The following is an 8,371-nucleotide window of genomic DNA, read 5'->3' as shown; positions in this document are numbered from 1 at the left end:
CCGGAGGCGGTCGCACACACCGGTGACGCCCCGCTGATCTTCCTGGTCACCCTGCCGGTTCTGGTGGCCGTCGTCCCGTCGAGGGCACGGGCGGTCACGCCGAGGCCGGACAACGCGCGGACGCTGTCGTCGGCTCGCCGCCGCGCCACGTGGTTGCCTTGTTCACCCGGGGCTGTGCGGGTGACGACGAGGACCTGCCGGCGCAGCGGATCCCGGCGGGCCGCCAGGCCGGCCAGGAACGCGGCGTGGTCGGCGCACGCCGCCTCCAGCGCGGGATGCGGCTGGGCTCGGGCGGCGTCGGCGACGACGCGGGCGTGGGAGGCGAGATCGACCGGCTGGGCGGACACGACGACCTGGGTCGGCGCCGACAGCGAGTTGAGCCAGCGGCCGAACCCGTCGATCAGGGCTGTCTGCTCGCTGGCGGTACGCAGCGTCAGGTTGATGTTCGTGGCCGCGACGATCGCCGCCCGGTCGCCGCCGACGGCGATCTCGCCGTTGTCGTCGATGGCGTCGGCGGGCAGCCTCAGCGGAGCCGGCAGCGGAACGCGTCCCTTCGGTTGCTGAACCCACTCGGGCACCTGGCCCGTGGATTCCCCTACGGAGGACAGCGCCTTCGGGCTGCGGCAGTGGCGGACCGCGTGCAGCAGCCAGACGTCCATCGGCAGCCCGTCACGACGCCCGACCACCAGCCCGAACACGACACCGCCGAGCACCACGCCGACGAAGATGATGGCCTGCGGCGGGACCACGTCGCGTAGGCCGTTCCAGGCACCGTAGAACAGCATTCCGGCGACGGCGAGGATGGCGAGCTGGCGCCAGGTCAGCCCGTAGGCGACCTTGTCCGGTGCGTCAACGTCAGCCGGCATCCGTGCCCGGTCGACGACAGCATCAGCATCGTCCTTGATCATTTCAGGACCTTTCGGATGGTCTGAAGGCCGGGAACCACTCGGGCGAGCTGCTGGACGACGACGACGCGTACGACCGAGCCGAGAACGTTCGTGCCACCGCGTCCACCCTGGCCGACCCAACGGCCGACAAGCCCGGGGATCTTGACGGTCGTCCAGAGCAGAACGATCACGATGACCAGGTTGGCTACGCCCCCCGGCTCGAGCGGCAGGCCCAGGACGGGCAGCATGTGTGACGAGTCGAGCAGCATCCACTGACCGGCGGTCAGGGTGAACGCCTGCGCCGACGGAATCACCAGGCACCCGCCGTAGGCGCGCCACCAGGTCTGGGCGATGCCCTCCAAGGCTGGTATGGCGTGACAGGCCAGGGCCAGGGGCGCGACGGTCGTCATGACGAGCAAGGCGACAAACCGGCCGATTAGCTGGAACGTCGTCACGGCGATCAGGACGGTGATGATCACCACGAGAACGAGGTACAACACCGGGGCGGTGGGATCGCGCCCGGTCCTGATGTGGGTCTGTATCACGGCGAAGGCGCTGTCCCCGTCGTAGTTGCCCTCGCTGATCGCGCCGGTGACGGCGTTGGCCAGGTCGATGAGCTCGCCGCAGAGCAACTGGGAGAAGTGTGCGGCGACAAAGCTGACAACTAGCCGGGGTGCGAGTTCCTTGACGGTGTATTGGGAACGCTCGTTGCCGCCGGAGACCATGACCATGGTTCCGGCGGCAACGAACACCAGGACGAACACGGTGTCCACAATCCAGATTGACCGACCGGTCAGGGCCTGCACCTGTGGAAGCGCGGTGACCTTTGGGGTCGCCAGAAGGACATGAGTTATCAGTTTGAAAACTGCGTTGAGGCAATCCAGCACTACCCCGATCAGCCACTGGATGATTTGGTCGAGTAGCACACGTATCGGAAACCAGTTCATGATGTTCAGCTCCCGACGATGCCCTGCACGAGTTGCAGCAGGATCGGAGCGAGGACAGCCAGGCTGTAGCCGATCAACGCGTTGCGCAGGGCACCCTTGGCCTTGTCGACCTGACCAGGGTCGCCGCCTGCGGTGGCCCAGTAGACCCCCGCGAGAACCAGGAACAGGGTGGCGATCCCGGCCAGCAACAGCATGATCTGGTTCTGCAGGTTGGCGATGACGACCGGCAGGCTGTTCGCCGCCAGGTAGGCGGCCTCGCCCGGATCGGCCTGGGCGGCACTCGGAAGGGCGAGGACGAACACGCCGGCGCCCACCGCCGCGCACACCCGTGCGGCGCGGCGGACCGGGGAAAGTTGGACAGGCTCGGTGGTACGGATGCGGAGCATGGGTGGTCACCTCCCGCCCCGCCGCCGGTCACCGCAGGGGTGCCGGGCGGGGCGATTGCCAGAGACGGTCGAGGAACCGCCGCCGAGCGCGAGGTCGGCATGCCGCGCCACCCCGGGAGGAGCTCGTCCTCCCTTTTCTGGGTGGTTGCGGTAATCGATGAGGTGTCAGCGCATGCGATGGCGCGGCACCCGGGGCGACACGGCAGACGTCACCCCGCTGCTCGACGGCGGACGGGACCCGGACCAGCACGTCTTGCTGCTCTCGTCTTGTCCCGCACCTACCAATCGGCGTTTGTCAGACGTGGCGAACACTTGCCGATCTGACAGCGGTCTGACACGACGGTTCGGCATCTGACACCGCAGTGTTTTTTCGTTGTTCTACCCCGTTCTCAATTTTCCTGCTCCAACTGGCAGGGTTTCTCAATCAAGTTGCCCGGCAGGCCGCTGGAGGACAGTCCGGGTAGCCTATCCCCGATGACTGAGGAGGCCCAGCTGAAGAAGCCCAGATTTGAGCCCGTCCATGTAGAGCTGGACTGGTACGACGGGCCGCAGGCCGGTTTGGCAGACGTTGACGGGGTGGTCCACTACTTCCATACGGTCCACTACGCGGTCGGTGATAGTGAGCCTGACGACGACTACTACGTCTGGCCAGCTAGCGACGTGGCCGTGGCTTGGGAACGTGAGCAATGGGCGATCTTCGTTGACTGGAATGCTCGCTATGAGGCGGGTACGACAGAAGTCGAAAGCCACCCTGGGCATGGAGGGGTGGATAGCCGGTACGACGAGCTGACAGAGCTACTCGCGCCGTGCCGGATGATTCCGGACGGCGCGCGCCGTTTGACGGCCGAATGGCAGTGGCTTAGCGGCTCGACTCGCTACCACATCGAGGGGGTCGACTACCGCGTCAACTGGCGAGAGAGCCAAGGGAGTGCCAGCCCGACATCAACATCTCGCTGAATCTGGCGCGGGCGACTCCGCTCGTCTAACGCCGCCTGACCCGCAGCAGCTCAGCGTAAGACCGGTGGCAAATCTCGGAATGTCTCATCGGCGAACACGGCGCCGAATGGTCCTACGGCTCCGTCCGCGGCTCCGTCCGCGACTACATCCGCGAAAGAGCCGCGACCAAAACCGTTTCGCGGCGCAGAAAGACTGAGAATCCTCGACACAGACGCACCAGCAGAGCAGATCAACTGAGAACGACCGACCGGCCTGATTCTCAATCAATCTGATCCGCCCAGCTCAGAGCCTCAGCCCCGGAGCAGGTTCGCTGAGAAAGGACACGCAGGCAGGCCATCGGCTGGGGCAGTCTGGGGCCTCGTCCGGCTTGCGAAGTCCGCCCTGAACGACCAGAACGGCTGTGGGCCTGGCGCGTCGGCGCCGGGCCCACAATCGTCAGGTGGAGCATGAGTCTTCGGTCAAGCGGCTACCGCAACCCCGCGAGTACCGGCCGGGCCGCGAGTACTGGCCCGGCCGGCGCGGATGCTGGTCCGACGTTTCGCCTGCGCCATCGTCGCCGCGACCGCGCTTGTTGAGGCGACCTCGGTGAGGCAGCCCTCGGCGATGGCCTGTGCGAGCCGTTCGTCGGCGCGTGCCAGCCGCATTCGCAGCGCGTCCACGGTGATACCGAGCCGGGCGGCGATCGGCTCTGGAGCCCGCCGGCCCAGCCGGACCTCGATCCACGGCTGCACGTCCGCCTCGTCGATGATCCGCAGCGTGCCGGCGCGCCGGACCAGCAGGTCCGGGTGTCCGTACGGCATCTTCGGCGTCCGGGACCCAGCCGCCACGTACTCGATGTCCTCGACCGGCACGGTCCCGTCGTCGGCCAGCCGTAGCCGCCGACCAGCCCGCCACGCGGCCATCGTCAGCGACGCGTACAACGCCGGCCGCGTCAGGTCGAGGTGATCGCGCAGCGCCTCCAGAAAACCGGTCAGCACCTCGCTGTCGATGTCAGCCGGGTCGCCCCGATAGCCGGCGGACAACTGCCCGGCGATACGCACGAGCGCGGGCATCGCCATCCCGACCGCGGCGATCGTCCACTCCGCACCCCGCAACCGGGCACGCAGAACCAGCTCCCGCCACACAGCGTCACGGCTACCGTAGTCGCCCGGACGCTTGAGCAGCCAGTCCCGCAGCACCGGCAGCGGAACAACGCCGGACGGCAGGTCCGGATCCTTGCCGATGTCACGAGCCAGGCTGTCACAGTCGAGTGCCAACGGTGCCGGCTCGGATGCCAGCGCCACGAACGCCACATCCGCGGCGAGCAGATGAGAGGTTGGCCAGTCCGGGGTGTCGGACACGGACATATCAGAACTCCAAAAGGCAGAGGGACATCAGAGTGGGAGACATCGCCGACGGACAACGGCGAATTCCCGTACGGGCAGTACGCCACCGGCATCTGACACGGGCATGACAAGCACGGCGACGACTCCTCACACCCGCGCTCACCGTGATCTGACAGCTCGCCGAGTCGCGCCGGGCGGACACCCCGTCAACTTCTGACAGGTCGCCCTGAGCTGCGCTGTCAGTTCGGCTACGGGCAACGGACTCCGCGCGGGAGCATCGACCGCTGTCACTTCAAGCGGGCGCTCGCGAGCCGATTCCGCCGTCCGCAACTGTCAGACCTGACGCCTCTGACAAGCCTCAATGCAGACTCCGCGCCTGCCCGCCCGTGGCGTCCACGCCGCTGATGTCAACGGCGAACGTCAACGCCACCGACCTGTCGCTGCCCGTGATCTCAACGGCGCACGCCGATGACACGCGCTCGCCGGACATGTCAATGTCAACGACCTTCGGCGATGTCATGGTCCTTGTGTGCGTGCCCATGTCGACGGCTGCCGTCGATGTCGCCCTCAAGGTGTTCGGGTGGCGACCCGCCGATGTCGTAAGAGCGGAGACTGGTTGGCGGAGGGTGGCCGCTTTCAGGGCGGCGGCTCGCCCGTCGGCGTCATGACAGATACGGAGAGTGTCTGACAAGCGATCCGGATTTGCTGCTGCCAGCAGCGCGGCCCCGCCCGATCTGACAACGGAAGCGCTGACAGATGCGGATGATGTCCGTCAATGCGCGTGCGGTATTCGGTCGCGCTCAGGGGGAGTCGAACAAATCAGGCCAAAAGTGGACTGTCAGACGGGATGAGGTCGCTGTCAGATCGCCAAGTGTTCGCCACGGCTGACAAACGCCGATTGGTAGACGTCAGCGCATCACGGCGCGGCGCGGAGCCGACACCACATGAGCGAGCACTCCACGCCGCAGCCCGCCCACCAGGGCGGCACCCCCCACATCCCTTCGATGGATCTGGTCGCCGGCAACCCGCCGGTACCGATCACCGTCTGGCGCACCGCCCGCGGCGGCGACGACCAGAGCACGACCATCTCCAACCGGCTGGCGTACCGGCTCATCGCCGCATACAGCCGGCCCGGCGAGGCGGTCGTCGACCTCACCGACGAGCACGTCCTGGGAATCGCCTGCCTGCGGGGCGGTCGCCGGCACCACCCGGCCTGGTTCACCGGCGCGTCGGCGCTGGTCGTCGGGCCGCAGACACCGCAGCACCTCGACGAGCCCGACGACGGCCCGGACTCCGACGGCTCGTACTCCGACGGTCCGGACGAGATGCGGGCATGGTTCGGCGACGACCTCAGCGACTCCGACCCGCTCCCCGGTGACGACCCGGTCGCCGTGCTCCGCGACGGCGACGACCTGCAGGGCCGGACCAGCCTCGTCGTGGCCACCTGGCCGCTCGACGGGAGCAGCGACGCGGCCAACCGGGTCCGCCTGGCCTGGCTGCTTGCCGCCTGCACCCGCCTGCTGCGCCCCGGCGGGTGCCTGGTCCTCGTCGTCGGGGTCCCGGCCGGTGCAGTCGCGACGCCGGAGGACTTCACCCCCGTCGTCGACGCCGCCGCAGGTGCCGGACTCGGCTACCTGCAGCACATCGTCGCGGTCGCCGCCGACGCCGACGGCGACCGGTTCACCTACCACGCCACCGACGAGGAACTCCTGTCGCTGGCCCGGGCCACCGGCGCGCAGGAGTTCGTGCTCCACGTCAAGGTCCACGCCGACCTCCTCGTCTTCACCCACAAGCGTTCCGCCGCGGGTTCAGCGAAATCGACGGATTCTCAGGAGGAACTCAAGGGTTCGTCGTCGCGTTCACGCTATCGCGAGTCCGGGGGTTCGCGGTGAACCGCGGGACGGAGTTCCACGCCGGTGTCCAGGAGTTGCCGGGCAGCGTTGGCGTAGCGGATGGCGGTGTTTTCGCTGATGCCGAAGACCTCGGCGAGGTGCAGGGGGTCGGCACCGCTGGCGATCGCTTCGTCGAGACGGCGGTCGACGCGCAGCCGTTCCAGGGTCGCCGGCAGTCCGCGCAGGATGAGACTGAGCCAGGCGTGGCTGACCGGGCCGAGTCGCAGCGCGCTTTCCTTGCTGATCAGCAGGTGTGGGTTCGCGGTGTTCGGCCAGCGTCGGCGGCGGTAGTCCAGCCAACCGATCAGCGCGGTGTGGGTCAGGTCGTCCAGCGGCCTGTCGTGCCCACCTATGGTCAACCGCCAGCGGTCGAGGTCCACGTCAGTCAGCTGCATGGCCATGATGTCGCCGTGTCGGGCGGCGTGGACCGCCGCCAGGGCGACGGCGAGCCGCACGTGTGGTGCGGTCGCGACTCGGATGGTCGCCGCGATCTGGTTCGAAGTCAGTGGCTGCGGGACGGGTTCCTCGACGGGGCCGAGGCGGATGCGGCTGGTCGGATCGCGGAACACCACGCCGTTGGCCTTGGCCCATCGGAACAGCGACCGCAGCGCCTGCAGCAGGTCGTGGCGGTCCCGGGCGTGCACGCGCCTGAGCTGGGTCAGGACAGTGTCGCGGGTGATCTCTCGCAGGTGCTCGTGGCGGGTGGACCAGTCGAGCAGGACCGGGCGCACCGCTGCGATGTATCGACGGACGGTCTTGTGATGGCGGGGTTTCGTTCGCGGGCCGCCGTCGAGCAGTTGCTGTGCCCACTGAGCGACGTGTCGGGCGGTGGCCGGTGGAATCTGGTCGAGCTGGCGGGTGATCCAGGTGTCGATCGCACGGGTCCGGTTGTCGTGCAGGATGCACATCTGCTCGAGCACGTGAGCGGCGTGGTCGGCGCTGTTGCCGCTTCTGCGCAGCGCCCGGTGGATGTCGGTGAACCGGATGGTCTCGCCAGCAGTGTGCTCGGCCAGCAGCATGACCAGTGCACGGTTCAGCGCGCCGAACACGACGGTGTCGAAGCCGCGGGCCTCGGCGAACGTGTCGGCGAGGTACAGCGCCCAGGCGAGCCACGGGTTGTCGAGCGTGGGGTGGCTGCGCAGGTCGACCCGGCGGCGGTAGTCACGTGGCCCAGGGTCGAACAGCGGGGGTTACAGCCAGCGCACCTGCGGCTGGCCGGCGGCCGGGGGCGGCGGTTTGCGCCGGAGGCCAGGGGCGCCGGATCCGACGCCGTGGCGCCGCTGGTCGGGTTTGCCGACCAGGTCGCGGGGTGCCGGCATGTCGGCCAGGAACAGCTGGTGGGATCCGACGCGGCGGGCGTGGGGCAGCAGCGCGGTGTAAGTGCCGGTTCGGCCGCCCAGGGCGGCGGAGCGGTCCAGGCGGGCCTGGCACCAGCACAACCGGCAGTGGCCTTTGTGCACCGGCTGCCGGCGGTGGCAGGCATCGCAGTCGGCGACCGGCCAGCGGTGGGCGAAGTCGTAGCAGGGACGGCACATCCGGTTGTTGAACCCGCAACCCCACGCCAGGCAGCCGACACAGCTGCTCGGACGGCGGCCCGGGACGCCGCGGGGACTCATCGGCGCCGCTCAGGCCGGCGGGAGCGACCGGCCGTCACGGCGTCGCGGGACCACCGCCAATACCGACCCGCCGCCCGCAGCGGCGGTCGGCTGTTCGGTGTGTCCGGGCCGGATGACCTTGTCCGGCTCCGGGATCAGCAGCTCCCCGACCGGGCAGCCCAACACGGTGCAGATGACGTTCAGGTCATCGAGCTTGAGCGAGGCCGGCCGGCCCGACCACAACCCGGACATCTTGCCCGCCGAGATGACCAGGCCGTGTTCGGCCAGCATCCGCTGCAATTCCGAGGCCTTCCAGATGCCTCGGTTCGCCGCTGCGAGGCGCAGGTTCCACCGCATTCAGACCAGTCCTTCCAGCCGCCTC

At 68.5% G+C, this 8,371-nt stretch carries 9 protein-coding genes; 2 read left to right on the top strand and 7 right to left on the bottom strand.

The genetic code is table 11. From position 1 onward, the window contains the following. The 3 genes from ACFQ4H_RS10035 to ACFQ4H_RS10025 all read right to left on the bottom strand — a co-directional run. The coding region (locus tag ACFQ4H_RS10035; RefSeq protein ID WP_377569476.1) for a PrgI family protein at nt 1–908 on the bottom strand (908 nt) is incomplete at its 3' end. Further along, nucleotides 905–1,834 (bottom strand): hypothetical protein, encoded by a 930-nt coding sequence (locus ACFQ4H_RS10030; RefSeq protein WP_377569475.1) that lies wholly within the window; start codon nt 1,832–1,834, stop codon nt 905–907. The genes ACFQ4H_RS10035 and ACFQ4H_RS10030, both read right to left, overlap by 4 nt. A gap of 5 nt (nt 1,835–1,839) precedes the next feature. Further along, nucleotides 1,840–2,220, bottom strand: coding sequence for a pilin (locus ACFQ4H_RS10025; protein WP_377569474.1), 381 nt, complete (start codon nt 2,218–2,220; stop codon nt 1,840–1,842). 474 nt (nt 2,221–2,694) lie between these two features. Here ACFQ4H_RS10025 and ACFQ4H_RS10020 point away from each other — a divergent pair, with 474 nt between their 5' ends. After that, nucleotides 2,695–3,177 carry a hypothetical protein gene (locus tag ACFQ4H_RS10020; protein WP_377569473.1) on the top strand — a complete coding sequence of 161 codons (483 nt, stop codon included), beginning with the start codon at nt 2,695–2,697 and terminating at the stop codon, nt 3,175–3,177. A gap of 458 nt (nt 3,178–3,635) precedes the next feature. On the opposite strand, the gene ACFQ4H_RS10015 is transcribed toward ACFQ4H_RS10020, so the two are convergent. Next, on the bottom strand, nt 3,636–4,523 hold the full coding sequence (locus ACFQ4H_RS10015) for a hypothetical protein (RefSeq protein ID WP_377569472.1): 888 nt from the start codon (nt 4,521–4,523) through the stop codon (nt 3,636–3,638). 923 nt (nt 4,524–5,446) lie between these two features. On the opposite strand from ACFQ4H_RS10015, the gene ACFQ4H_RS10010 reads away from it, so the two are divergent. Continuing rightward, entirely contained in the window at nt 5,447–6,394 is a 948-nt protein-coding gene (locus tag ACFQ4H_RS10010) for a hypothetical protein (RefSeq protein ID WP_377569471.1), read from the top strand. Here the strand turns inward: ACFQ4H_RS10010 and ACFQ4H_RS10005 are convergent. The 3 genes from ACFQ4H_RS10005 to ACFQ4H_RS09995 form a co-directional block, all read right to left on the bottom strand. Further along, nucleotides 6,367–7,443: a hypothetical protein gene (locus tag ACFQ4H_RS10005; RefSeq protein ID WP_377569470.1), complete on the bottom strand. Its 1,077-nt coding sequence runs from the start codon at nt 7,441–7,443 to the stop codon at nt 6,367–6,369. The two genes, ACFQ4H_RS10010 and ACFQ4H_RS10005, sit on opposite strands and share 28 nt — an antisense overlap. A 141-nt stretch (nt 7,444–7,584) precedes the next feature. Next, entirely contained in the window at nt 7,585–8,010 is a 426-nt protein-coding gene (locus ACFQ4H_RS10000; protein WP_377569469.1) for a hypothetical protein, read from the bottom strand. Between the two features lie 9 nt (nt 8,011–8,019). After that, a complete protein-coding gene (locus ACFQ4H_RS09995; protein WP_377569468.1) occupies nt 8,020–8,346 on the bottom strand; it encodes a helix-turn-helix domain-containing protein in 327 nt (108 codons plus the stop codon). Nucleotides 8,347–8,371 lie beyond the last annotated feature (25 nt).

This window comes from Micromonospora sonneratiae, assembly GCF_042679305.1.
Taxonomy (GTDB): domain Bacteria; phylum Actinomycetota; class Actinomycetes; order Mycobacteriales; family Micromonosporaceae; genus Micromonospora_H; species Micromonospora_H sonneratiae.
The sequence above is the reverse complement of the archived record's forward strand: the minus strand, read 5'-3'. Positions and strand labels throughout refer to the sequence as shown.

Excerpts from the sequence above, each read along its gene's own strand:
- ACFQ4H_RS10030 (WP_377569475.1), bottom strand. The coding sequence starts at position 1,834 with ATGAACTGGTTTCCGATACGTGTGCTACTCGACCAAATCATCCAGTGG.
- ACFQ4H_RS10025 (WP_377569474.1), bottom strand. The coding sequence starts at position 2,220 with ATGCTCCGCATCCGTACCACCGAGCCTGTCCAACTTTCCCCGGTCCGC.
- ACFQ4H_RS10020 (WP_377569473.1), top strand. The coding sequence starts at position 2,695 with ATGACTGAGGAGGCCCAGCTGAAGAAGCCCAGATTTGAGCCCGTCCAT.
- ACFQ4H_RS10015 (WP_377569472.1), bottom strand. The coding sequence starts at position 4,523 with ATGTCCGTGTCCGACACCCCGGACTGGCCAACCTCTCATCTGCTCGCC.
- ACFQ4H_RS10010 (WP_377569471.1), top strand. The coding sequence starts at position 5,447 with ATGAGCGAGCACTCCACGCCGCAGCCCGCCCACCAGGGCGGCACCCCC.
- ACFQ4H_RS10000 (WP_377569469.1), bottom strand. The coding sequence starts at position 8,010 with ATGAGTCCCCGCGGCGTCCCGGGCCGCCGTCCGAGCAGCTGTGTCGGC.
- ACFQ4H_RS09995 (WP_377569468.1), bottom strand. The coding sequence starts at position 8,346 with ATGCGGTGGAACCTGCGCCTCGCAGCGGCGAACCGAGGCATCTGGAAG.